Source organism: Planococcus sp. SSTMD024, assembly GCF_041320495.1.
Lineage (GTDB): Bacteria > Bacillota > Bacilli > Bacillales_A > Planococcaceae > Planococcus.
In genome coordinates, this window is record NZ_JBGGNS010000022.1 from 462975 (window position 1) to 488394 (window position 25420).

Here is a 25420-nt window from a genome sequence, read left to right on the forward strand (position 1 = left end):
CCTTCAAATATGGTAAGCTACGTTCATAGCAAAACAGTATGGGGAGTGTTCAAAGGTGTTGGAACAAGCAAGAAAACTACTGCAGTCGCATTTCGGGTATGATAGCTTCCGGACCGGCCAGGAGCAGGCCATCACACAAGTTTTCGATGGCCAAAATACGATTTGCGTCATGCCGACAGGCGGCGGGAAATCGATGTGCTACCAGATTCCTGCCCTTGCCATGGAAGGGACGACGATTGTCGTCTCGCCGCTGATCTCCCTGATGAAAGATCAAGTCGACTCATTGCAGGCAGCCGGAATTCCAGCTGCTTCTATTAATAGTTCGCTCGATTTCCATGAAGTCCGTGAAATTCTTCATGAAGTGCAGATGGGCATCATCAAATTATTGTATATCGCCCCAGAGCGCCTCGACTCGGAAATATTTTTGGATGGCCTGCAAGGCGTCAAGGTTCCGCTTATCGCAGTCGATGAAGCGCATTGCATCTCGCAATGGGGCCATGATTTCCGGCCGAGCTACCGCCTGATCAGCCGCATGCTGGAAATTTTCCCGGACAATCCGACTGTGCTTGCACTGACGGCAACGGCGACGCCTCAAGTGCGGGAAGATATTTGCCGCATCCTGGATATCGAAGAACAAAATACGGTCATCACCGGTTTTGAACGGGCGAACTTAAGCTTTTCGGTCATTCAAGGCCAGGACCGCGAACGCTTTATCCGGGATTATGTCCAAAAAAATGATAACGAAGCGGGCATCATTTACGCAGCGACGCGCAAAACGGTGGATTCGGTCTATGAATCGCTCGTCAAACGCGGCGTCAAAGCGGCGAAATACCATGCCGGCATGCCGGACGACGAACGCCGCCTCGGCCAAGAACGCTTCTTGAACGATGAAGTGACGGTGATGGTGGCGACCAATGCGTTTGGAATGGGCATCGACAAATCGAATATCCGCTACGTCATCCATTACCAGCTGCCGAAAAACATGGAAAGCTATTATCAGGAAGCAGGGCGTGCGGGAAGGGACGGCTTGCCGAGTGAGTGTATCGTCCTTTACGCTTCGCAGGATGTCCAGACGCAGCGTTTTTTGATCGACCAGGCGCAAGACCCTTCGCGCATCCCGGGTGAATTGAAAAAGCTCCAGGGCATGGTCGATTATTGCCACACGGAAAACTGCCTCCAGCAATTCATCGTCCATTATTTCGGCGATGGGAGTGCGGCCCCGTGCGGCCATTGCGGAAATTGTGTCGACGAACGGGAAGGCCAGGATGTCACGGAAGATGTCCAGAAAGTCCTGTCGTGCGTCATCCGCATGGGACAGAAATTCGGCAAGACGATGACGGCCCAAGTATTGACCGGCTCACGCAATAAGAAAGTGCTCGATTTCCGCTTCGATCAATTGTCGACCTACGGCGTGTTGAAGCATATGAATTCAAAAGAAGTGTCGAACCTCATCGAATTCATGATTTCGCAGGAATTGCTGGCAGTCGAACAAGGCAGCTTTCCGACGATTTTCGTCCCGGACGGCGGGCGCGATGTTTTGCTTGGAAAACGCCGCGTCATGAGAAAAGGCGCTGTCGTGACGAAGCGGATCGCCACCAACGATCCGCTATTCGAGGAATTGCGCACGGTCCGCAAGAAACTGGCGGATGAGGCGGGAGTTCCGCCATTTGTCATCTTTTCGGATAAGAGCTTGCAGGACATGGTGGCGCGCAAACCGAAAGATGAGGAGGCGTTCCTTGAAGTCAACGGCGTCGGCGCAAACAAATTGGAGAAGTACGGGGAATACTTTCTTGAAGCGATCCGGATGTATGAAACTGTGAATAATTCGTAGCGATTCGGTTGCCTGAACAGAGTCGTTTGCCTTATGCGTCAGTATGAAAAATTGGGTAAATCAAGAAAATTTTATAGCTAGTGTAAAAGAGCGCGGAAAAATGATTCATTTTCCGCGCTCTTTTTATATAGAAAATTCTAAGCGGGCGCGAGCGGAAAACCAGTTCGGGACGCAAGCTTTTTCCGAGTGATCCATCAAAAGGTCCTCATCCGAATTGTATAATTACTGGGAAAAAGCGGCTGCCGGAAAAAGGTGTCGAAAAAAATACTGTATCAATATACACAAATAACGAATAAAGAAGAAACGCTATACGCCTTATTTGAAAGCGGTTTCACTTAAAATCCTAGAATTTGTAATGAACCGTCAAGCACTTGATAAATTTTTCACAAAATGCAATTGTATATATATTCAGTTATATGATATACTATCATAATATTATGACAAATTAGCGTGTAAAAGGAGGCGGTTTTATTGAGTAAGAAAGAGTATCCGATCGCACAAGGACTGTATCATCCCGACCAGGAACATGAAGCTTGCGGCATTGGGATGATCGCTAATATAGACGGCAGAAAATCGCACAACATTGTCCAGAACGCAGTGAACATCCTGTGTAACTTGGAGCACCGCGGCGGCCAATCATCCGATACGAGCACAGGGGACGGCGCCGGTATTTTGACACAGATTCCGCACCGCTTTTTCCTGAAGCAATGTGAAAAAGAAGGAATCGTCCTGCCGGAAGAAGGGAAATACGGCATCGGCATGATCTTCATGCCACAGGATTATGATCTTCGCATGAAAGCAAAAGACATTATCCAGCGCATCGTCAAAGAGGAAGGCCAGGAAGCACTCGGCTGGCGCCCTGTGCCGGTCAACGATTCATTTGTCGGGAATGTCGCGGCGAAAACCAAGCCGGTCATCCGCCAAATCTTCATCGGCGCATCAGCGGAGCTTGAGACGCGGATGGACTTGGAGCGCCGTTTGTATATTATCCGCAAACGCATCGAGCAGGAAATGGGCGGCGTAGAAGAATTCAAAGACGTCTATTTCAGCAGCTTGTCTGCCGGCACGATTGTCTATAAAGGCATGCTCATCCCGGAACAATTGGATTCATTCTATATCGACCTCAACCATCCCGAATTCAAATCGGCGTTGGCACTCGTCCACTCACGGTTCAGTACGAATACCTTCCCGAGCTGGCAGCGTTCCCACCCGAACCGCTACTCCATCCATAACGGCGAATTCAATACGCTTCGCGGAAACGTCAACTGGATGAGAGCCCGCCAGCTCGCCTGCAACTCCCCTTATTTCAATGACCAGGATTTGCAAAAAGTCCTGCCGGTCATTGATGAGACAGGAAGCGATTCGTCGATGTTCGACAATTGTTTCGAATTCCTCCATCTATCAGGCCGTTCGCTTGCGCATACGGCGATGATGATGGTCCCGGAGCCATGGGTCAACGATCAATCGATCGACAAGAAAAAGCGCGATTTCTACGAATACCACAGCACGCTTATGGAACCGTGGGACGGCCCGGCGGCACTGGTCTTTACAGACGGACGCCAGATTGCAGCCTGCCTCGACCGCAACGGCTTGCGCCCGGCGCGCTATTATATTACGAAAAGCGGCATGATCGTACTCGGCTCGGAAGTCGGGGCGCTCGACATCTTTTCGGATGACATCATCTATAAAGACCGCCTGCGCCCAGGGAAAATGCTGCTGGTCGACCTCGAAGCCGGCAAGATTATCCCGGATGACGAAATCAAAACGCAGATCGCTTCCGAACTCCCTTATAAAGATTGGGTCGAAAACAATTTGTTCGATTTGGGCGATTTGCCGGAACCGAAAGAAGTCGTGCATCCAAACGGGGAAGGGCTATTGAAGCAGCAGCTTGCTTTCGGCTATACGCAGGAAGAAGTCCAGAAAATCATCAAACCGCTGGCGTCAGACGGGAAAGATCCGGTCGGCTCAATGGGCTACGACTCGCCGCTTGCGGTATTGTCGAAAAAACCCCAGCTTTTGTACAACTACTTTAAGCAATTGTTTGCACAAGTTACCAACCCGCCAATTGACGCCATCCGTGAGCAAATCATCACGGCAGCCCGGACGACGATCGGGGCTGAGGGCAATCTGGTGGATCCGAAACCGGAAAGCGCACGCCATATCCGTCTTGAAACACCGGTCTTATTGAATGCAGAACTTGAAAGGCTGCGCCAGCAGAACTTGCCTGAGTTCAAGGCAGTCACTTTGCCGATCCTGTTTAAGGCGGATGGAGGTGCAGAGGCGATGGAAGCGCGTTTGGAAGCCTTATTCGCAGAAGCGGACGAGGCCATCAAACAAGGTGCGACGCTTGTCATCTTGTCCGACCGCGGCGTCGACAGCGCGCATGCGGCGATTCCTGCATTGCTTGCCGTATCCGGGCTTCATCACCATTTAATCCGGCAAGGCACACGGACGCGCATGAGCATCCTCCTCGAATCTGCAGAACCGCGCGAAGTCCATCATTTCGCGATGCTGATCGGGTACGGTGCGGAAGGAATCAATCCCTACCTGGCATTCGAATCGATTGAAGACCTGGTGGCGAAAGACGATATCCACGGCATGAATATTGAACAGGCCGAAACAAGCTATGTACAAGCCGTAACGGACGGAATCATTAAAATATTGTCTAAAATGGGCATTTCAACCATTCAAAGTTACCGTGGCGCCCAGATTTTCGAAGCGATCGGCATCCATATGGACGTCATCGACAAATATTTCACGCGTACATCTTCGCGCCTCGGCGGCATCGGCCTCGATATCATCGCCAAGGAAGTCCTGCTTCGCCACGCGTCTGCCTATCCTGAACGCGAAGGGGCAAACCAGGCACTGGAGTCGGGCGATGAGTACCAGTACCGGGAAAACGGCGAAGACCATCAATACAATCCAATGACGATCCATACGCTTCAGCAAGCGTGCCGGACAAACAATTACGACACATTCCGCAAGTATTCGAAGCTGTTGACCGATGAAAAAGCCAATCTCCAATCATTGCGCGGCTTATTGAAATTCAAAGACCGCACGCCGGTCCCGATCGAAGAAGTCGAAACGGTCGAAGAGATTTGTGCACGCTTCAAGACCGGCGCCATGTCTTATGGGTCGATCAGTAAAGAAGCCCACGAAGCATTGGCAATCGCCATGAATAAAATCGGCGGCCGCAGCAACTCGGGAGAAGGCGGCGAAGAAGTTTCACGCTTTATCCCGGATGACAACGGCGACAGCCGCAGAAGCGCAATCAAGCAAGTCGCATCCGGCCGCTTCGGCGTTACAAGCCATTACCTGGTCAATGCCGACGAAATCCAGATCAAAGTCGCACAAGGGGCGAAACCTGGAGAAGGCGGGCATTTGCCAGGCAAGAAAGTGTATCCGTGGATTGCGGAAGTGCGCGGTTCGACAACGGGCGTTGAATTGATTTCACCGCCCCCGCACCACGACATCTATTCGATCGAAGATTTAGCCGAGCTGATTTTCAACTTGAAAAACGCCAACCCGCGTGCGCGCATCAGCGTGAAATTGGTATCGGCCGTCGGTGTCGGCACGATCGCAGCAGGCGTTGCCAAAGGCCGTGCGGATCTTGTCTTGATCAGCGGCTATGACGGCGGCACAGGCGCTGCGCCGAAAACGAGCTTGAAGCATACCGGCTTGCCATGGGAAATCGGGCTTGCGGAAACGCATCAGACGCTTCTGTTGAACGGCCTGCGCGACCGCATCGTCGTCGAAACAGACGGCAAGATGATGACGGGCCGCGACGTCGTTACGGCAGCGCTCTTGGGTGCCGAAGAATATGGCTTCTCGACAGCGCCGCTCGTTGTCCTCGGATGCGTTATGATGCGCGTCTGCCATTTGGATACATGCCCAGTCGGGATTGCGACGCAAAACCCGGAACTGCGCAAAAAATATACGGGCGAAGCAGATCACGTGGCAAACTTCATGCGCTTTATCGCTATGGAAGCACGCGAATTGATGGCGGAGCTTGGGTTCCGCACAATCAACGAAATGATCGGGCGCACCGATGTGCTCGAAACGAATAAAGCGATCAAGCACTGGAAAGCGGAAGGGCTGGATTTGACGCAGCTTCTTTATCAACCGGACCTGCCGGAAAAAGTCGGCCGCTATGCAACGATCAAGCAAGACCACGGTTTGAAGCATACGCTCGATGTACAGGAGCTTCTCCCGCGCTGCCGCAATGCGATCGAAACTGGCGAACGGGTTGAAGTATCGACCGCCATACGTAATATTCACCGCGCGACCGGGACGATCATCGGCAGTGCCATCTCCCGCAAATACGGAGCGGAGGGCTTGCCGGAAGATACCATTACATTGAACTTCCAAGGCTCAGCCGGGCAAAGCTTCGGTGCGTTCGTTCCAAAAGGCATGACGCTCAATTTGATCGGAGACTCCAACGACTTTGTTGGAAAAGGCTTATCCGGCGGCAAGATCATCGTTAAGCCGGCAGTGGATTCCACATTCCTTCCCGAGAAGAACATCATCATCGGCAACGTGTCGTTCTACGGTGCTTCAGCTGGCGAAGCATATATCCACGGCATGGCCGGCGAGCGTTTCGCTGTCCGCAACTCTGGCGCGAAAATCGTCGTCGAAGGCGTCGGCGACCATGGCTGTGAATACATGACAGGCGGGCGCGTCGTCATTCTTGGAGATACCGGCAAGAACTTCGCAGCCGGCATGTCAGGCGGTGTCGCCTATGTCCTGGATGAAGATGAGACATTCAGCGCATGCTGCAATCCTGAAATGGTGCATATGCAGCCGCTCGCAGACCCTCTTGAAATCGCGGAACTGAAAGAGATGGTCGAAAACCATGTCCGCTACACAGGAAGCCTGAACGGCAAACGCGTGTTGGATCATTGGGAGATTCTGTCTGCCAAATTCGTCCGCGTTATTCCGAAAGCCTATTTGAAGATCAACGAACGCATCAGCAAGCTGCAAAACAGCGGCATGGCGAAATTCGATGCTGAAATGGCCGCATTCGAAGAAAGCAAAATGGCTTCGGCTGGCAAGTAATAACGCCGGCACTAGCTGCCTTTCATAGAGAAAAGCTTGAAAAATATGCGAACTGGAGGGAAACGATGGGGAAGATAACCGGATTTATGGAATATGACCGTCAGACTGTAAAAGAACGCGACCCGGCACAGCGGACGAAAGACTGGAAAGATTATACGATTCCGCTATCTGAACAGGAAGTACAAAAGCAAGGGGCGCGCTGCATGGATTGCGGCGTCCCGACGTGCCAGACTGGCATGGATCTCGACAACGGCACGACCGGCTGCCCCGTCAATCACTTGATTCCGGAGTGGAATGATCTTGTCTATCGCGGCCAATGGAAAGAAGCGCTTCACCGTGAACATTTGAAGAATAATTTCCCTGAATTCACCGGCGTCGCTTGCCCAGCTCCGTGCGAAGGGGCTTGTGTTCTCGGCATCAACGAACCGCCTGTCGCCATCCGCACGGTCGAGCGCTCGATCATCGAACGCGGATTTGCGGAAGGCTGGGTGGTTCCGGAACCACCGAAACACCGCACCGGCAAAAAAGTGGCTGTCGTCGGTTCGGGTCCTGCCGGGCTCGCGGCGGCAGCGCAATTGAACAAAGCGGGCCATACCGTTACGGTGTTCGAAAAAAGCGACCGCATCGGCGGCTTACTGACGTACGGCATTCCTGAAATGAAATTGCCATACGATATGGTCATGCGCCGCGTCAAGATCCTTGAACAGGAAGGCATCACGTTCGTGACGAATGTCGAAGTCGGCAAAAATTATCCTGCAACGAAATTGCGCGATGATTTCGATTCGGTCATCATGGCGACCGGTGCGACCGTCCACCGCAACATCGACGTCGAAGGGCGCGACTTGGAAGGCGTGCATTTCGCAATGGACTTCCTGCATGCCAGCACGAAAAGCTTGCTCGATTCCGATTTGCAAGACGGCAACTACATCTCGGCAAAAGGAAAAGACGTCATCGTCATCGGCGGCGGCGACACCGGGACGGACTGTCTCGCAACTTCCGTCCGCCATGGATGCAAGAGCCTCGTGCAATTCGATGTGTATGATCAAAAAGGCGCTATCCGTGACGAAAAAGGCAACCCATGGCCGCAATACCCGAAAATTCACCGCGTGGAATACGGCCACAAAGAAGCGGCCGCAACGTTTGGTGACGACCCGCGTGCATATGCGGTCATGACGAAGAAATTTGTCGGCGACGAAAACGGGCACGTGAAAGAAGTTCATACCGTCAACGTCAAGCTGAAAATCGACGAACAAGGCAACCGCATCCGCGAAGAAATCCCGGGAACGGAAAAAGTCTGGAAAGCGGACCTGATCTTGATTGCTATCGGCTTTAGCGGCCCTGAACAGCTGCTGATTGACCAGTTGAATGTGGAGACGCACGCCAATTCACGCGTCAAAGCCGAATACGGCGATTACCGCACGAATGTCGAAGGCATCTTTGCGGCTGGCGATATGCGCAGAGGCCAGAGCTTGATCGTCTGGGCGATCAACGAAGGCCGTGAAGCTGCACGGGAATGCGACCGTTATTTGATGGGCAGCACCGTATTGCCTTAATAAGTGTGACTGTACGAAAAAAGCCTGCGATTTTTCATTGCAGGCTTTTTCTTTTTGGGATTATAAATCGAGAAAAAAGGGAAAGGTTAATAAATTGATTATTTTAATAAATTTAAATAATTAAATAATTTATTTATTGTAAATTTTTTCAGGAGTTGTTGTGCAAAAGTCCTAGTGTGTATATACTAGGGATTGTAGGACTATCGGTCGCTTATTTCGGTTAATGCAAAGCAAATTGAGAAGCGTTCCGGAAAATTCTTCAAAAAAATTAAGTTAACTCAGGAGGAATACGCATGTTCAAGAAAAGTATCACAGCCGTCATTTTCTCATTCATAATGATTTTATCAATGGGAACAGGGGCCTTCGCATCGGAAATCTCAGTTGTAGACGATGTGCCGTTCCAGAATATTGATGACACTATGACAGAAGAACAAAAAGAAGCCATTGCCGATGTCAACAAAGTGAATGCGAAAATCGAAGCGGAAATTGCCAAGAACCAAGAAAAAGCCGACAAGTTATACGCTCAATATACTGAAAAATTAGCGAAAGAAACGGATGTTAACAAACAGGAAAAGTTAACAGCTAAATACGAAGAGCAAATCACAAAGCTGATCACTAAGCTTCAGGAAAAAGCTGAAGATATGACGGTTAAAGGGATGGATAAAGCAACAGCTGCAGGACTCATTGTCGACATGGTCTATGTAGATATCAAATTCGGCGACAGAACTGCTTTGATCGACCCTATTATTGTAGTTGCTTGGTAAGCATATTGTAGATATCTTATAAAAAGAGTAGTATGGGGGTAGAGGAAACTTTACTCTCATTTTTTTATATTTTAGGGGATGTGAATTTGTGAAAGGCTTGGATATATTAAAAGGAAAATATCTGGAAAAAGTTGAAAACGATGCTACCACTCTTTCTTTGCTGGGCAGAGGTAGTGGTTTGGAACTGATGAAGCAAACTATTTTAAAAGATAAAACTTTTATTTTGATTCCAAGCGAAGCCGCTGAGGCACATGAGTTCTATTATATATTAGATGGAGAGATTCAAGCGGAAATCGAAGGCAAGCAAATTCATCTAGGCAAAGATGATTTCTTTTCATGCAAAGAATTGGAATCGCCCGTGAATTTCACAGTTGTAAAAACAGTTGTTTTATTATCCGTTTCAAATTTCCCGGTTTTCCAATACGCCAGCAAGATGATTGCGGAGTTGCGGAAAATCGGTGAAAAAGTTGAACATAAAGATCGTTATACATTCAATCATAGCTCTCGTGTGGCTGGCTATGCGATCAAGACAGCATCCAAAATGAAGATGACGAGAGAACGAACAGAGTCACTATTCTTGGCATCCATCCTTCACGATATCGGCAAAATCAATATTCCTGAAGAAGTATTGAAAAAGCCTTCCAAGTTGACGGATGCGGAATTCGACCTGGTGAAAAAACATCCAGGAGACGGCGCTGATATGATCCGGGACACCCCTTATAAAGATATCGCCGACATCGTCGAGCAGCACCATGAGCGGGTGAACGGGCGCGGATACCCATTCGGCTTGAAAGGCGACGAGATCCTGCTTGAAGCGAAAATCATCGGGGTATGCGATACTTTCGATGCGATGACGGAAGACCGTGCCTACCGATCTGCGTTCACAGCACAATATGCGATGGACGAAATCGAGCGGCTGATCGGCATCCAGTATGAGGAAGAAGTCGTTAAAGCATTCAAGCAAGTATTAATAGAAGAAGGCAAAATAATAGTTGCACCGTAAAGGACGCTCTTCCACAAGAGTGTCTTTTTCTTTTTTAGGTAGGCAATGTTTGAAAATAGGCAATTCCGTCTATACTTACTACACTAAGCTTTATCATATTAAGGAGGAGATCAGAATATGGCAAGAAAATCAGGTGGATTTTTCAGTAAGCTCGTGTTGCTTGGGGTAGGCGCGGCAATCGGGGCAGCGATGACACAGAAAAAGTCGGAAACCGGCAGCACGCAAAATACCGGAAGTTCTTCAATGAACACAGCCGACATGAAAGAAAACATCAAGAAGAATTTGGACCGCTTCAATGAGCAATCAGGCGGCATGGTCGACAAAGTGAAGCCTCATATCAACAAAGCAGTCGATACGGTCAAGACGACGATCGAAAAGCAGCAGCAAATGATGGACAAGGAAAAAGATGCGCTCGACCAAGCGAACAAAACTGTCCAAGATGAAGTCGGCGAGACCAAAGGCCCGGATTCTTCATCGGGTAAAACGGCGTCTTCGGCGAATAAAGACTCGTTCTCGTCTACCGGTTCCTCCTCGGAATCCGATAAACCGAGCGGGGGAGCATTCGGCGGCAGCACTTCCTACGGAGAATCCCTGAAAAAGAATCCGGAAACCGATTCATCTTCTGGCAATTCTTCAAATGACGGCACAACGAGAAAATAACTTCGGTTATAATAGAACAAAGAACAGCTATGCCGGGCGTGGCATGGCTTTTTCTTTCCCTCCAGTAGACAGAAAATTCACATCTTTCCGAAGTCATCAGGGGTTACTGGCGGTATTCTAACAGAGGGGGTTCGGCCACGTGTTTAAAGAGTATAAAACCAGTCCATTCTTTGATGAGATGTTTACGCCAGATGGAAAACCGAAAGCCCATTACGAGACTTTTCATGAAGTGATCAAGCGATTTTCAGAAGATGAGCTAAGGGAAAAGCATGAAACGGCACAGTTATCGTTTCTCCGCCAAGGTATCACTTTCACCGTCTACCATAATAATGTCGGGACCGAACGGACGATGCCGTTCGACTTTGTGCCGATCATCATCCCGCCAGAAGAGTGGGAAGTCGTCGAAAGAGGAATGACGCAGCGTGCAGAAGCGCTGAACCGTTTTTTGGACGATGTCTACCACGACCAAAAGATCATCGAAGCGGGCATCGTGCCAAGGCATCTCGTCGAAGACAATCCCTATTATTACGATAAGCAGATGAAAGGCGTCGATATCCCGCTCAACAACCATATCTTCCTGGCGGGGATCGACTTGATACGGGATGAAAACGGCAAATACCATGTGCTTGAAGACAATTTGCGCAACCCGTCCGGATTGTCTTATGTGTACCAGAACCGTTACGTCATGCGGCAAGTGTATCCCGAGTTTTTCGTCAATCACTCGGTGAGGACGCTCGAGCATCAAATGAGCTTCCTGCATGATTCGATTCTGGACCATGCTCCAAAAGGGAGGAAAGACAAACCGTTTGCGGTGCTATTGACGCCAGGCATGTACAACTCGGCTTATTACGATCACGTCTTTTTGGCCCAGCAGATGGGCATGGATTTAGTTGAAGGCCGCGATCTCGTCGTCCGCAATAATATCGTCTACATGAAATCGATTCGGGGGCTGAAGCGTGTCGACATCATCTACCGCCGCATCGACGATGATTTCTTGGATCCCGAATCCTTCCGTGAAGACTCGGCGCTCGGGGTACGCGGTGTGATGGAAGCTTATCAAAAAGGCAATGTCGCGATTTTGAATGCGGTCGGAAACGGCGTCGCGGATGACAAGGCGATCTATGCGTATGTGCCGGAGATGATCCGTTATTATTTGGGCGAAGAGCCGATCATCGACAATGTGAAAACGTATTTGCTTGATAAGCCCGAAGATCGGGAATGGGTACTCGAGCATCTCGAAGAGCTCGTCGTCAAAAATGTAGGGGCATCCGGCGGGTACGACATGCTCGTCGGCCCACATGCCTCGAAGGAGCTGATCGAAAAATTTAGGGAGAAAATTATCGAAACGCCTCATCAGTATATAGCGCAGCCAACGATCAAACTGTCCCGCGCACCTGCTTATCAAGGAGACAAGTTCTACCCTTGCCACGTGGATTTGAGGGTGTTCGTCATGAGGGGCGAGACGACCCATGTCTTGCCTGGTGGATTATCCCGTGTTGCGTTGAAGGAAGGGTCGCTTGTCGTCAATTCTTCACAAGGCGGCGGCGGAAAAGACACGTGGGTGTTCAAAAAGAAAGAAGAAGGGGAGGATGCGTAAATGTTAAGCCGTGTTGCAAATTCATTGTATTGGATGTCCCGGAATGTCGAGCGGGCGGAGAACAATGCGCGCATCCTCGACGTGCAATTGCTTCAGATGATCGAAGCGGCCGATGAAGAACTTGTTCGCGATTCGGATTGGCGGTTGATTTTTGAGATTTGCGATTCGACTGAAACGATGCGCCGGATCAAAGCCAATCCGACCTATGAAGAATCGGAGCTGGTGCAGTATTTGGCGATGGCGCAGGAAAATGCCAATTCAGTCGCGAGCTGCGCGATGGTCGTCCGTGAAAATGCGCGCATCAGCCGAGACCATATCCCCGATGATTATTGGGAAACGTGGAACCGTGCGTATTTGGCGCTTACGGACATGGACCTGAAGAATAGCTCGGTACGTGAAATGAGAAAATTCCTGGAAAACATCAAAACGACTTCGCTTATTTCCCAGGGAATTGTCGAGTCCTCAATGTCCCGGGGTGTGGCGTACCAAATGATAAAAATCGCCAAATGGCTCGAGCGGGCTGAAAAGACGGCGCGCATTTTGAATGTCGTCTGCGAGCGGACGCGGGAGCGTGTCAGGAAAGAGCAGACGGATGATTATTATTTCTGGCTGGCGGCGCTCAGGATGACCAATGGGTATAATGCCTACCTGAAGAGCAATCCGCCGCGCATGGAGCCGAAGAACGTGTTGGCTTTTTTGATCTCGAATAAAAGCTTCCCGAGATCGATCCGCTATTGCCTCGATCACGTACGGGACGCAGTCGAAGAACTTGAAGAAGGCAAAGTGTCCCATTATTCCTGGGAGTTATACGCCAAACTCGATGAAGTGCGGACTTCCTTCAGCGAAACGGACATCGAATCATTGGATTCGGATGAATTGATGCATTTCCTGAACCGCTTTCAGGATGGCTGCAACGAAATCAGCCAGATTTTCTCCAGCACTTATTACTTAACAGATCCCGAAGCCGAGACAGCGGTGGCGTTTCAATCCCAAGGGATGGACATGAAAGGAATAACTTCTATGAAATACAAAATCGAGCACACCAATATTTTTGATTACGAAACAATCGTTGACCAAAGCATGAATACCATCCGCCTGAAACCGAGAACGGATGAATGCCAGCGCCTCCTGTCTTACCGTGCGGATATCACGCCGGCAACATTGACGACAAACCATGTGGACATTTTCGGCAATAATGTCGAAACTTTCTTTATCGCTGAACACCATCAGCACCTTGAAGTGAAAACGACGTCCATTGTCAGCATCCAGAAAAGCCCGTTTATCCATCGCATCGATTATTCGCCGGAAATGAACATCATTTTTCACTCCCAATTGTTTAAGGAGCATTACACGGCGTATTTGAGCAATACTGCTTATACGTACATCACCCCTGAACAGATGGAATTGGTCGACAGGGAGCTCGGGGCTATGACCAATCCAGTACAATACGCCATTGACGTGACTGAATATGTATTCGACCACTTTACCTACGACGGCGAGTCGACGACGGTTACGACGAAAGCGAGTGAGTCGTTCGATTTGAAAAAAGGCGTTTGCCAGGACATTACACATGTCATGCTCGGCATCTTGCGCAACAAGCATATCCCGGCGCGTTACGTCAGCGGCTATTTATACGTCGGCGAAGATTCGGCGCTTGTCGGTGATGCAGCAAGCCATGCATGGGTGGAATTCATGGTGCCGGGCATCGGCTGGGTCGGGCTCGATCCAACGAATAACGTCGAAGCGCTGGAAAACCACATCCGCGTTGGTACGGGACGTGATTACAACGATGTCAGCCCGGTTCAAGGCGTCTACAGAGGCGGCAGCCAATCGCTCGATGTGAAAGTCTCCGTCAGCCTGCTCGACCAATAATGCCAATAATCGCTCAACGGCAAAACTGCCCGATCCGTGCCATAATGAAGAGATAAGACAGATGAACGGAGAAGGAGAACTTATGAACACGAACCAATTTAAAGCTTATGGCCTCAGCGAGCCGATCGTAAAAGCGCTGGAAGGCCTTGGCTACCAACAACCGACGGAAGTGCAGCAGCAAGTCATCCCGGCTGCTCTCGAAAAACACGACCTGACCGTCAAATCGCAAACCGGCAGCGGCAAAACAGCGGCATTCGGCATTCCGCTGTGCGAACTCGTCGATTGGGATGAAAACAAGCCCCAGGCGCTGGTCTTGACCCCAACACGTGAACTTGCCGACCAAGTGAAAGAAGACATCACCCATATCGGCCGCTTCAAGCGCATCAAAGCTTCGGCAATCTACGGCAAGCACCCGTTTGCGTATCAGAAGGAAGAGCTGAAGCAAAAATGCCATATCGTTGTCGGAACGCCTGGACGTGTGCTCGACCATATCGAAAAAGGCACGCTGAAGCTTGAGAAAATCGAGTATTTGGTGCTGGACGAAGCAGACGAAATGCTCAATATGGGCTTTATCGAACAAGTTGAATCGATCATCAAAAAGCTTCCGGAAGACCGGACGACGATGCTGTTTTCGGCGACATTCCCAGGGCACCTGGAAAAACTGCAGCGTGATTTCATGCGTTCGCCGCGCTATATCGGAATCCAGGCAGCCGATACATTGGAAGAGCGAATCGAGCATTCACTCATCATCGTGAAAGAACAGGATAAATTCCAGTTGCTGCGCGACGTCACCGTGGTCGAAAATCCGGACAGCTGCATCATTTTCTGCCGGACGAAAGACCAGGTTGATGCCGTGTCGGAAGGGCTTGAACGCCTGTTCTACACGAGCGATCAATTGCACGGCGGCATGACACAGGAAGACCGTTTCGGCGTCATGGATGATTTCCGCCGCGGCGAATTCCGTTATTTGGTCGCAACCGATGTAGCGGCGCGAGGCATCGATATTGACGGCATCACCCATGTCATCAATTACGATTTTCCGCTCGAGAAAGAAAGCTATGTCCACCGGGCGGGGCGAACGGGGCGCGCCGGCAAGAGCGGCAAGGCGATTTCATTCGTCACGCCGTTCGAAGACAAATTCCTGAAAGAAACGGAAGATTATTTAGGATTTGAAATCCAGCGCGTCGAACGGCCGTCGAGAGAGCAGGTCGCCTTGGCGAAACCGGCATTTGAAGACAAAATCGAGAGCCGCCAGAAGCCGAAGAAACACAAAGAGGCGGCGCTCAACCAAGACATCATGAAGCTCTATTTCAATGGGGGCAAAAAGAAAAAGCTCCGCGCTGTCGATTTTGTCGGGACGCTGACCAGCATACCGGGCATCACGGCGGAAGATATCGGCATCATCAAAATCCAGGACACAGTCACATACATCGATATTTTGAACGGCAAAGGGCTGCACGTCTTGAAGGCGATGAAAGAGAAGACCGTTAAAGGCAAAACCTTGAAAGTTCACAAAGCGAAAAAATGACCTCAGGCCTTTTCCAAGCTGTGAAAGCTTTGGAAAAGGCCTTTTTTCTATTGCCGGATATAAGATTTTAATGGATTGGGTTCTTTTGTCACGAAAAAAAGCGCAATTGTAATCAAATATGCCTAATGCTGTCACATGATTGTAACCTTGCCGTGCTATTTTATTTTTACTGACAAGCTTTCAAACGATTTACGCAAGACACAATCATCCGATACGCAAAGGGGATAGGAACTTGAAAAAATTATTGGCGGCTTTAGGAATGGCAATGCTTTTATTGCTCGGCACTTCACTTACGACTTCTGCAGCATCGAATGTTTATACAGTTAAAAGCGGCGATACGCTTTATAAGATTTCCCAACAGACAAAAGTATCTGTAACCAATTTGAAATCATATAACGGTTTGAAATCCAATCTGATTTACCCGAAACAAAAATTGAAGCTGACCAAATCATCGGCTAAGCCAGTAGCAGCTTCTAAGCCTGTCTCTTCCGGTACGGTAGTTAAAGAATTTACTGTATCCGCAACAGCGTACACGGCTTCTTGCAAAGGATGCTCAGGCATTACAAGAACCGGTATCAACTTGAAGAAGAATCCTGGAGCTAAAGTGATTGCAGTCGACCCGAAAGTCATCCCGCTCGGTTCTAAAGTATGGGTGGAAGGCTATGGCAACGCAATCGCTGGAGACACAGGCGGCGCAATCAAAGGCAATAAAATCGACGTCTTCATCCCAACTCAAAGCCAAGCGCTTAAATGGGGACGCAAAAACGTAAAAGTTAAAATCCTAAAATAAGCAAAACCCGGCTGATCCGTCAGCCGGGTTTTTTGTATGGCATTTTTCATGAGAGATGTATATGAGAAGTGGAGTATTCCGTATTTCAAGGCATTCACCATTCAACGTGCTTTCGCTTGAAACATTTTATTGCGGTACACCATTCTCCAAGACGCGATTCCCCCACTAGCCGGCAACTCTGTTAAGAAGCAGGACAACTTAAACAATCTACACACAAAGCAATCTCCCAGCCGCCCAGCGCCCAGGGTGAGCCGACGCCATAAGACAGGTGCTTTTCCTGGCTTATGGCTAAAGGCCAACTCAAAGCAGGGCGGCGAATAGCCACAAGAAGATTCATTGCAAACACCGAAATAACTCCACAAACAAACCCTCATTCTCTTCACAAATGCCAGACCCAGGAAGCGATTCCCCCACTAGCCGGCAACTCTGTTAAGAAGCAGGACAACTTAAACAATCTACACACAAAGCAATCTCCCAGCCGCCCAGCGCCCAGGGTGAGCCGACGCCATAAGACAGGTGCTTTTCCTGGCTTATGGCTAAAGGCCAACCCAAAGCAGGGCGGCGAATAGCCACAAGAAGGTTCATTGCAAACACCGAAATAACTCCACAATCAAACCCTCGCTATCCTTTTTGCTATACAGTTCTGGAAGCGATTCCCCCGAAACCACCGAAGCAATTCGCTGCATTCTGAAAATAAAAAAACAAGCACTATAAAGAGGTTAAATAATTAGTCTTTTAGGGAAGAGACGTATATACTGTTTGTATAGATATTGTATAACTTTTGAGAGGCGAAACGGGGGCTTACGCAATGGCAAAACGGATGATTATTATAGGCGCGGGGCCAGGAGGCTTGGCAGCGGGAATGCTGTTGGCGAGCAAAGGATACCAAGTTGATATTTATGAAAAAAATGACCGCATCGGCGGGCGCAATGCTGCATTGACATTAGGCGACTTCACGTTTGACACAGGACCGACGTTTTTGAGCATGCTTCATCTGGTGGAGGAATTATTCGAAACGACCGGGCGCAATGTCCACGATTATATGGAAGCGGTCGAGCTGGACCCGATGTACGAACTGCGCTTTGAAAACCAGAACTTGGTCATGACGCGCGATCCTGAAGCGATGCGCAAACAAATCGATGACAACTTCAAAGGCGACGGGGAAGGCTACGCGCGTTTCATGAAAGACACCGGCAAGAAGCTCGAAGCCTTGTCGCCGCTGTTGCAGACGAAAATGGACCGCATGACGGATCTTATGCAGCCGAAAGTGATCAAAGCGCTGCCGGAACTGGAAGCAGGCAAGACGCTTTACGATGTCTTGTCCCGTTACTTCAAAGATGAACGCTTGAAGATGGCGTTTGCGTTCCAGTCGAAGTACCTCGGCATGTCGCCTTGGGAATGCCCGGGGGCGTTTACGATCCTGTCCTATATGGAACACGCATATGGCATCTACCATCCGATCGGCGGCGTCAACCAATTGTCTGCGGCCATGGCGAAGGCCGTTAAAGAAATGGGCGGCCGCATCCATCTTGGAAAAGGCGTCCAAAAACTATGGATAGAAGGGCGTACGGTGAAAGGTGTCGACCTATATGACGGCAGCCGCGAAGCAGCGGACGAAGTGGTCATCAACGGTGACTTTGCACACGTGATGACCCACCTCGTGGAACCCGGCATCCTGAAAAAGTACACCCCTAAAAAGCTCGACAAGAAAAAATATTCATGTTCCACGTTCATGCTGTATTTAGGGCTCGACAAGAAATACGATTTGTCGCATCACACAATCGTTTTTTCGAAAGACTATCAAAAGAATGTCGAGGAAATGACAAAATCCCGCATCTTGTCAGCGGACCCGTCGATCTATATCCAAAATGCCAGCGTGACGGACCCGACTTTGGCTCCGGAAGGCAAGTCGGCGCTGTATATATTGGCGCCGGTGCCGAATAATTTCAGCGATATCGGCTGGGAACACGAACAGGAAGCCTTCCGCGAGTTGGTGCTGGATATTATTGAAGAAAAAACCGATTTCAAGAACCTGCGCGACCATATCGAAGTCGAGAAGATGCTGACGCCGTTCGGTTGGGAATCGGATTACTCTGTATACCGCGGCGCCACTTTCAATTTGGGGCACCAATTATCGCAAATGATGGTGTTCCGCCCGCACAATAAATTCGAAGAGCTCGATAATTGTTGGTTGGTTGGGGGTGGAACGCATCCTGGCAGCGGCTTGCCGACCATTTTGGAATCCGCCCGCATCACGGCGAACGGCATCTTAAAAGAAGATGGCAAATCCGGAATTCCGATTGGCCCGCTTCCGAAAGCGGAGGGATATGCATGAAAATAGCCATAATTGGAGGCGGAGTCGGTGGCTTGATGGGCGCGCTGTATTTAACAAAGCTCGGCTATGAAGTCACGATTTACGAAAAAGAAGATAAACTCGGCGGCAGGATGGCGTTTGTGGAACGGGACGGCTTCCGCATCGATGAAGGCCCGACCATCGTTTTGCTGCCGGAAATGTTCCGCGATTTATTTGCGCAAGCAGGAATCGATCCTGAAAGCATCGAATTGTTACTATGCGACCCGCTTTACACCATCCGCTTTACAGATGGGAAAGTGTATACGAAATATCCTGGGCGTGAGCGTCAATTGCAGGAAGTCGAAGAGCAGTTTCCGGAAGATAAAGATGGATTTATCCGCTTTATGGATGAAGGGCAAAAGCGCTTCGACATCGGCAAACCCGCTTTTCTCGAACATGATTTTGTCCGAAAAGCGGATTTTTGGACCTTCCGCAATATCCGCAATTTAATGAAACTGAAACCACAGCAATCTGTCCATAAATTGATGGAGAACTACTTCAGGGACGAACGATTGCAACTCGCTTATTCGCTTCAGGCGCTGTATATCGGCGGGGATCCTTACCGCGCGCCGGCCATGTATTCACTCGTGCCGTTCAGCGAGCATGAGCACGGGGTCTATTACGTAAAAGGCGGCTATGCGAGCATCATTCCTGTCATGGAACGGGAATTGCGCAGCCGCGGAACCGAAATCCGATTGGAGACGCCTGTGAAGCGCGTTGTGAAAAAAGACGGCCGTGCGACAGCGGTTGAAACTGAAGCGGGTGTCGAGCCATATGATGCCATCGTCTACAACGGCGATTTCCCCGGAATCAACCAGGTGGCGCCGATGAAGAAACAGAAGGAATACACGCCTTCTTCCGGCTGTGTATTGTTGTATTTTGGATTGGACAAGGTGTATGAAGACGTAAATGTCCACCAGTTCTTTATCGGTGATGATTATAAAGAACATATGGAAGATGTGTTTGTCAGAGGGCATAAAACGAAAAACCCGGCGTTCTACACATTCCATCCTTCTATCATTGACGATTCCCTTGCCCCTGAAGGCAAATCGGTGCTTTATGTACTCGTGCCGGTTCCTTCCGGCACAGAAATCGACTGGAAGAACGATGAAGAATGGATCGGTCGTATTTTGGACCGAATGGATGAACTCTCATTCCCAGGTCTCCGGGAATCGATTGAATGGATGGACGTGCGCACGCCGAAAGATGCGGAAGCGTTTGGCTTGTTCAAGGGAGGCAGCTTCGGAATCGGTCCGACGTTAAAGCAATCCGGAGTTTTCCGCCCGCAGGTCAAGCCGGATGACACGGAGAATTTGTATGCGGTCGGGGCTTCTGTCCACCCGGGCGGCGGCATCCCGATCGTCATGCAAGGAGCGAAATTGCTGGCCGACAGAATCCACAGCGATTTGAAAGAAAGGGGCGGTTCATGATGGAATTGAAGCAAGCCTATAGCTATTGCGAACGCATTATCGCCGATAATTCAAAGAGCTTTTATAAAGCATTTTCCCTATTGCCGAAAGAAAAGCGCAAAGCCGTATGGGCAGTATACGCCTTCTGCCGGAAGGTCGACGACATCGTCGATGAAGGCAGCCATCCTGAACCTGAGCTGAAAGCCTTCCGAAAAGAATTCGATGAGTTCCTGGCGGGTTCGATTCAATGGAATGATCCGATGTGGCTGGCGCTCGAAGATGTATTCGAAAGCTACGATATGGACGCCAGCGCGTTTTATGGATTGATCAAAGGGCAGGAAATGGATTTGACAATCAACCGCTACCGTACGCTGGATGAGTTATTGGACTATAGCTACCATGTCGCGAGTACGGTCGGGCTCATGCTGCTGCCGATACTCGCGCCTGGTCGCACCGCCCTGTTGAAAGACGGCGCGATTTCGCTTGGCTACGCCATGCAAATCACCAATATCCTCCGCGATATTGGTGAAGATTTGTCCATGGGCCGCATTTATTTGCCTCAGGACATTATGCGCAAACACGGCTTGGCCGAGGAAGCGCTTGGAAGCGGCACGGTGTCGGAATCGTTCATCCAGGTCTGGGAAGAACTCGCCGGCATCGCTGAGTACCATTACGGCCGCGCGTTTGAAACGATCAACGATTATCCTTTATCTTCCCGCGTGCCGGTCAAAGGAGCAGCGCTCGTCTACAAGGAAATCCTGTCAACGATTCGCTCGAAAGAATATACGGTGTTTCACGAAAAGCATTATGTAACGGACGATTCCAAGCAGTCCATCCTGCAATGCTTATAATGATAGAGAAAAGCTGTATCCATCCGCTAGTTGTGGCGGATGGATACAGCTTTTTTGTTCATTTTAAGATGAATAACGGTCGATCAAGCGCCGTGCCACATTCAAGCCGCTCAAGGTGACCATCGGAGAGCCGCCGCCAGGGTGGACGCTTCCGCCGACAAAGAACAATCCTTGAATGTCGCGGCTGGCATTCGATGGCCGCAAAAAGGCGTCTTTCGGGTGATTGGAAGACGGCCCGTATAAAGCGCCGCGGTGAGACCCGAATGTATCGCGGATGAATTCAGGCGTGAAGATTCGTTCTTGTTGCAGGTGAGTGCGTATTTCGATTCCGTAATATTCCAGCAAGTCGTAAATCCGTTCTTTATATTGTTGCGGATCAATCTGCAGCTCGCCTTGCGCTGTCAGTGCAGGAGCGTTGACGAGAATGAACAAATTGTCTCCGGCCGGCGACACGGACGGGTCTGAGTGGGACGAGTTGCTGATGTAGATGGTCGGCTCCCCGCTGTATTGTTTATCGGCAAACAATTCACGGAACTCGCGTGGATAATCGGCCGAAAAGAAGACGTTATGATGCTTCAGTTCAGGCAGGCGTGTGTCAAGCCCTGCCGTGATGACAAAAGCCGAGATCGACGGCTCGAACCGGTCGCGCTTCGCATCTTTGAAAGACGGGCGCTCTGTTTCATTCACCAGTTCTGGAAATGCCGACAATAAATCCCCATTCAAGATGACGGCATCAGCGGCAATCTGTTCGCCGTCTGCAAGTTCCACGCCGCATGCTTCGCCTTGTTCCGTCAAGATGCGGGTGACCGCTGTTTCAGGGTACATCTCGACGCCGCATTCCGCTGCAACTTGTGCAAAACCTTGGGCAATCGAGACGTTTCCGCCTTTTGCGTAAAAGACGCCTTGCGCGAGTTCAAGGTGGGCGATCATCGCGAAGGTGGCAGGGGCTTTATAAGGCGATGAGCCGATATAAGTAGCGTAGCGCCCGACTGCCTGAAGCAGGCCTTCGTGCTTGAAGTAGCGGCTGAAAAAATGATCCATCGATTCAAGCGGACGCACCTTCAGCATGGCCACCCCGAGTGAGGGGGACAGATAATCCCGGAACGACTGGAAGCTCAGCGGGAAGAAATACTGTTCGGATGACTGATACAAGCGGGCGACTTCCGCCAAGAACGCTTCGTATTTACCGGCGGCAAAAGGATCCAGCGTTTCGAGCTGGCGAATCATGTGCACGCGGTCTGCCGTGAAATCGATATGGCTGCCGTCTACGAAATGGTTGCGCGTATGGACGGCGAGTTTTTCAAGTTGGAAATATTGATCAGGATCGCGTCCGGTCTGCTCGATGACTTCGCGGAAGATGTGCGGCATCGTGATGGTATTCGGGCCGAAATCGAAATGGTAGCTGCCAAGTTCAACCGGCATCAACTTGCCGCCGAAATGGCTGTTCTTTTCAAATAGGCTGACGCGCATGCCCGCGTTCGCGAGCGTGACCGCAGCAGCCAAGCCGCCGAGCCCGCCGCCGACGATGGCGATATGTGGTCGGTTCATGAATAATGCCTGCCTTTCCATGTATAGGACTCATTTTTCAAGGATTTTTTCATGGCCGTGAGCATGACCGCAAGCATGGCGGCCGCTTGGAGCGGAATGAGAAACGCCAAATACCAGCGCTGATTGGTCACCATGTCGACATACCAGCGCTGCAAAACAGTCAACGCATATGGCGCGAGCCAGAGCCAGTTGGCTGTTAGAAGGCCGGCTGCCGCGAGAAACAACGGGAAGATATAAAAGGCGCTGTAAAACAAGGTCAGAAGGATGGCAATGAGCGGCGAACGCCCGATGCCGGTGTAGCTGTTCTTCAGGAAGCCTTCCCACACCTCGGCTGGCGTTTCGTACATACGGCATTTGACCGAAGCGGTGATATTGGCGAGCAGTACTTTATGGCCTGCTTGCTTTAAAGTGCGGGCGATATGTACATCTTCGACGAGTGACGTGCGCACGGCTCCGTGCCCGCCGATCGAATCATAGGCTTTTCGTTCAAAAGCCATCCACATGCCGTTTGCCGCGGTGGCCGCCGGGAACTTCGCATAATTCGCCAGCGCCAATGGCAAGTGGAATAAAATGACGAAATGAAGCATCGGCACGAGCAATTTACTCAAGAACACCGGTACTTCAAAAGCCGGGAATCCCGACAACAGGGCAGCGCGCCGTTTCTCCATCAAGCCCAGTGTCTGGCGCACCGCCTGCTTGCGGAAGCGCACATCGGCATCTACGAAGAATAAGTAATCGCCGGAAGCGTGTTTCTGAAGCTGATGGCAGGCGTGGACTTTGCCGACCCACCCGGCAGGCAGTTCGACGCCTTGCAAGACGGTGAAACGCTTGTCGCCCGCGATTTCCCGCTCGAGTGCCGCTCGGGTGCCATCTGTCGACTGGTCATTCAAGAGGATGAATTCAGACTTTTCCCAATCGGTCTCTTTTAATGAACGGACAATCGTCGCCACGTTGCGTTCTTCGTTGCGCATCGGCACGAGAATCGATACGAAAGGCTCAGCTTCGACTAGTGGCCGTTTCGGCAGCGCCGGCAAGAACAGGCGATTGAAGACAATCCACAAGAAAAAGGCGATATGGATGACGATCAAAGCCGTGATCATGATGAGCGCCTCCTTTTCAGCATCTCCTTGAATTCCTCGTAATTCTCTGCGAGCACTTCCTGCTTCAACTGATCCAGCGCAGCGGTTTCCCGCTCCTGCAGCCAAAAGGTCCTGTCGTGCCTCGAACCTGCCGGGATCTCATCCAGTGACAAGCTTTCCCCCTGGTCGATCCACACTTCAGGGTATCTCTCTCGGCGCATTGAATAATAAAAGCGCACCGGAACAAGGGGAACCTCCGGGCATTTCTCCATTAAATATAAGACACCTGTATGAAATTCCAACGGGCGCGTCTCCAAATGATACTCATCGCCTTGGGGAAACAGGATGACCGTTTTGCCTTGTTTCAATAAACTCTCGGCATAGCGCAGCGAAGCCAAAATATCTTTCGGGTTGCTCCGGTCGATTGAAAAAGCGCCGAGCCGCCGGAAAAAAGGAAATTCTTTCAGCCCGCGTTCGTGCATCATGATGTGGACATCCAAGTTCCACACGCGGCGGTTCAGGAAGAAGAACAGCAGCCCGTCCCACCAGGAACTGTGATTGGAAATGATTAATGCCGGCCCTTCAGGCGGCCGAATGTTCCGGCCGTACAGATGTGAAAATGACCGATGAATCGACGGCATCAAATACAGGGCGAATGCGCGTTCAAAAAGCGCTGATTTTTTCGCCTGGATCATTGCGGGCGCCTCTTCCATGCCAATGCGACAATCGCTGCCGTCAGGACGGAAGTCAATCCAGCGGCGAGCCACAATCCGCCGATCAACCCGAGCAGCACGAACAAGGCGATCATCAGCACGTATAACAGGGCCATGCGTTTTTCGGCCTGGTCAGCTGACACTTCGAGCTTCTGCTTTTTGAAGGCGGCATCGAGTATGAGGTGGAGCGTGAACGCTACGATAAACCAGCCAGTGAAATTGGTCCACGGGATATCATAATAAAAGCCTGTATCTTCCCATAACCAATAGCCTTTCACTTTATAGGCGACCGGGTCGATGATCAAATCGATGATGACCGCGGCAATGCCCCCCGTGGCCGCATAAAGAAGGCCGCCGCCTGGCACGATCCAGCGCGCGATGACGTGGCTTGTCGCCATGACCATCAGCCAGGCAAAGCCGATTGCAATCGGCACGCCGAAGACATTCGGGGCGAAGCGGTCGGTATAGTCATAAGATCCGAACAAGAAGCCGCTGTCGGCGCCGGCCCATTCGACGATGAAGGTCGAGAAGAAAATGAGCACGCCGATTGCCCCGCCGATTGCAGGGCCGAAGCGCCGCCATAAATAGAGGAAGCCGAGCGTTCCGGCAAGAATGAGGAAGAAGGCGTTGGCCCATTCCAGCCAAGGCGGCAATAAATCAAAACTCAATAAGATAACACCGCAGATATACCAAAAAATGAATAATTTGAAAATCCGATCTTCCCATTTCACGCGCAGCACCCCATCTAAATTAGTTATACAAATAGTGTACAACAATAGCTCGAAAAGGCGAAAGAAAAGGGCAGGCGCTCTGT

17 protein-coding genes and 1 pseudogene are annotated in these 25420 nt (G+C 50.4%); 14 read left to right on the forward strand and 4 right to left on the reverse strand.

Translation table 11 applies throughout. The features are described 5' to 3' along the window. Positions 1-55 precede the first annotated feature (55 nt). The 14 genes and pseudogenes from recQ to AB9R92_RS11180 all read left to right on the forward strand — a co-directional run bounded on the left by recQ (position 56) and on the right by AB9R92_RS11180 (position 21266). Positions 56-1831 carry a DNA helicase RecQ gene (gene recQ / locus AB9R92_RS11115; RefSeq protein ID WP_370669512.1) on the forward strand — a complete coding sequence of 592 codons (1776 nt, stop codon included), beginning with the start codon at positions 56-58 and terminating at the stop codon, positions 1829-1831. A 471-nt stretch (positions 1832-2302) separates the two neighbouring features. Then, positions 2303-6886 (forward strand): glutamate synthase large subunit, encoded by a 4584-nt coding sequence (gene gltB / locus AB9R92_RS11120; RefSeq protein WP_370669513.1) that lies wholly within the window; start codon positions 2303-2305, stop codon positions 6884-6886. Positions 6887-6951: 65 nt separating this feature from the next. Further along, positions 6952-8439: a glutamate synthase subunit beta gene (locus tag AB9R92_RS11125; protein WP_370669514.1), complete on the forward strand. Its 1488-nt coding sequence runs from the start codon at positions 6952-6954 to the stop codon at positions 8437-8439. 293 nt (positions 8440-8732) lie between these two features. Next, positions 8733-9203: a DUF3450 domain-containing protein gene (locus AB9R92_RS11130; protein WP_370669515.1), complete on the forward strand. Its 471-nt coding sequence runs from the start codon at positions 8733-8735 to the stop codon at positions 9201-9203. Between the two features lie 187 nt (positions 9204-9390). Continuing rightward, complete coding sequence (locus AB9R92_RS11135) at positions 9391-10206, forward strand: HD domain-containing phosphohydrolase (RefSeq protein WP_370669516.1); 816 nt, start codon at positions 9391-9393, stop codon at positions 10204-10206. A gap of 117 nt (positions 10207-10323) precedes the next feature. After that, positions 10324-10866, forward strand: coding sequence for a hypothetical protein (locus AB9R92_RS11140; protein WP_370669517.1), 543 nt, complete (start codon positions 10324-10326; stop codon positions 10864-10866). 139 nt (positions 10867-11005) lie between these two features. Beyond that, positions 11006-12463: a circularly permuted type 2 ATP-grasp protein gene (locus AB9R92_RS11145; RefSeq protein WP_370669518.1), complete on the forward strand. Its 1458-nt coding sequence runs from the start codon at positions 11006-11008 to the stop codon at positions 12461-12463. Continuing rightward, a pseudogene (locus AB9R92_RS11150) lies at positions 12464-13396 on the forward strand (alpha-E domain-containing protein); the annotation flags it as partial. 87 nt (positions 13397-13483) lie between these two features. Continuing rightward, a complete protein-coding gene (locus AB9R92_RS11155) occupies positions 13484-14335 on the forward strand; it encodes a transglutaminase family protein (RefSeq protein ID WP_370670100.1) in 852 nt (283 codons plus the stop codon). Between the two features lie 82 nt (positions 14336-14417). Next, positions 14418-15863, forward strand: a complete 1446-nt coding sequence (locus tag AB9R92_RS11160) for a DEAD/DEAH box helicase (RefSeq protein ID WP_370669519.1) — start codon at positions 14418-14420, stop codon at positions 15861-15863. Between the two features lie 232 nt (positions 15864-16095). Beyond that, a complete protein-coding gene (locus AB9R92_RS11165; RefSeq protein ID WP_370669520.1) occupies positions 16096-16653 on the forward strand; it encodes a 3D domain-containing protein in 558 nt (185 codons plus the stop codon). An 808-nt stretch (positions 16654-17461) separates the two neighbouring features. Beyond that, the gene (locus AB9R92_RS11170) at positions 17462-18988 is read left to right on the forward strand and encodes a phytoene desaturase family protein (RefSeq protein WP_370669521.1); all 1527 of its coding nucleotides are present in this window, start codon (positions 17462-17464) and stop codon (positions 18986-18988) included. Then, complete coding sequence (locus AB9R92_RS11175) at positions 18985-20436, forward strand: phytoene desaturase family protein (protein ID WP_370669522.1); 1452 nt, start codon at positions 18985-18987, stop codon at positions 20434-20436. Before AB9R92_RS11170 ends, AB9R92_RS11175 begins: the two co-directional genes overlap by 4 nt. Next, positions 20433-21266, forward strand: coding sequence for a phytoene/squalene synthase family protein (locus tag AB9R92_RS11180; RefSeq protein WP_370669523.1), 834 nt, complete (start codon positions 20433-20435; stop codon positions 21264-21266). The genes AB9R92_RS11175 and AB9R92_RS11180 overlap by 4 nt, the downstream gene beginning before the upstream one ends. A 63-nt stretch (positions 21267-21329) precedes the next feature. On the opposite strand, the gene AB9R92_RS11185 is transcribed toward AB9R92_RS11180, so the two are convergent. Genes AB9R92_RS11185 through AB9R92_RS11200 form a run of 4 tightly spaced genes read right to left on the reverse strand, consistent with a single transcriptional unit; the run spans position 21330 to position 25337 of the window. Continuing rightward, positions 21330-22814, reverse strand: coding sequence for a phytoene desaturase family protein (locus tag AB9R92_RS11185; RefSeq protein ID WP_370669524.1), 1485 nt, complete (start codon positions 22812-22814; stop codon positions 21330-21332). Further along, a complete protein-coding gene (locus AB9R92_RS11190; protein ID WP_370669525.1) occupies positions 22811-23914 on the reverse strand; it encodes a glycosyltransferase family 2 protein in 1104 nt (367 codons plus the stop codon). The genes AB9R92_RS11185 and AB9R92_RS11190 overlap by 4 nt, the downstream gene beginning before the upstream one ends. Continuing rightward, the gene (locus AB9R92_RS11195) at positions 23911-24588 is read right to left on the reverse strand and encodes a lysophospholipid acyltransferase family protein (protein ID WP_370669526.1); all 678 of its coding nucleotides are present in this window, start codon (positions 24586-24588) and stop codon (positions 23911-23913) included. The genes AB9R92_RS11190 and AB9R92_RS11195 overlap by 4 nt, the downstream gene beginning before the upstream one ends. Further along, positions 24585-25337 carry a carotenoid biosynthesis protein gene (locus AB9R92_RS11200; protein WP_370669527.1) on the reverse strand — a complete coding sequence of 251 codons (753 nt, stop codon included), beginning with the start codon at positions 25335-25337 and terminating at the stop codon, positions 24585-24587. Before AB9R92_RS11200 ends, AB9R92_RS11195 begins: the two co-directional genes overlap by 4 nt. Positions 25338-25420 lie beyond the last annotated feature (83 nt).